General features: G+C 56.7%; 2 protein-coding genes. One reads left to right on the top strand and one right to left on the bottom strand.

All coding sequences use genetic code 11. The annotated features are described in order from the left end of the window. The coding region (locus P1S46_05285; protein ID MDF1535901.1) for a glycosyltransferase family 9 protein at window positions 1-611 on the top strand (611 nt) is incomplete at its 5' end. A gap of 64 nt (window positions 612-675) precedes the next feature. Here the strand turns inward: P1S46_05285 and P1S46_05280 are convergent. Then, a partial coding sequence (locus P1S46_05280; protein ID MDF1535900.1) for a hypothetical protein occupies window positions 676-1,217 on the bottom strand: 542 nt, incomplete at its 5' end.

Below are 1,217 nucleotides of genomic sequence, written 5' to 3'. Positions count from 1 at the left end.
CGTCAATGCCGAAGCTCGAAGTACAGCCTGGCTGGATTAATGATGCTCGCAACATTCTGGATGATAGGGGAGTTGGAGATAAGTTCGTCGTCCTGGTGCCTGGTACCGGACTACCGCAGGAAAGAGAGTGGCCTCGGGATAAATGGGCCCGCCTTTCCGAAAGGGTGGTGGAAACTACAGATCTCGAAGTCGTGCTTTGTGGAGGGGAGGATGACAGATCGTCTGCCGAAGAGGTCGTCCGCCTTTCCGGGTCGCCTGTTTTTGACCTTGTCGGATCAACCACAGTACGGGAGTTGGCCGGGGTGATCGCTCTCGCCGGGGTCCTCGTGGGCAGTGATACGGGTCCGGTGCACCTGGCCGGAGCCCTGGGCGTGCCGGCGGTCTGCATCCTCGGTGGAGCATTCCCTGGCCGGTTCTTTCCCTACAGCGTGACCGGACCAGGTCCGGTTCCGGTTGTGGTCTTGTCAGGAGAGTGTACCTGTGAGCGGTGGAACTGCCGGCGCTGGTCGGAAATGGACGGTACCTTTCCATGTATCGACGCCATCGACGCTGAAACGGTTCACCATGAGGTTGTACGGATAGTTGGAGACGATCTGAAAACGCGGGATTAGAAGTGCTCCGGGAAAAAGGGGGAAAGAGGGCAGTTTCCAACTTCATCCGATCAACAAGCTGTTATTAATTTCCCGAAATGGAACCTTTCGGCTCGGAGCTCAATCCCGGCTCGATCCCGTGGTCGAGGAAATATCTTTCCAGGATCTGCCGGGTCAGGGCTACGAGGGGTACCGTGAGCAGTTCATCCACCCCTGTCCAGAGATGGTCCAGCCCTTCACGGATGTAATGGTGCTCGCCGGAGTCGATCCTGGCTGTGTGGTCGAAGGAGATGAAGTGGTTGCTCTCCTCGATGTGTTCGTTGGGACCGAGAAAGACCGGCTGGATGGACAGGCCCGTCAGGTCCATGACCCGGTCAACCAGGCATTTCCGGAGGGTTTTACCGGGTGTTACCCTGCACCAGGGAATGGCGTAGGCGTACTGCTCCACCTTGCGCACCAGAAGGACCTCACCCTTTTCGTTCTGAATGATGACTCCAGCAAAGTTCTCGATGCCCGGTTCCATGGTTTTCCTGTCCTCATCCAGTTCAAAATTGATAGGGTCGCAAAAAGTCCAATCCGGGACTTTTCGCTCCACGGAAAGGGAAAAGCGTCGTTTTCCCTTTCCTC

This window comes from bacterium, from assembly GCA_029210545.1.
Lineage (GTDB): Bacteria > BMS3Abin14 > BMS3Abin14 > BMS3Abin14 > BMS3Abin14 > JARGFV01.
The sequence above is the reverse complement of the archived record's forward strand: the minus strand, read 5'-3'. Positions and strand labels throughout refer to the sequence as shown.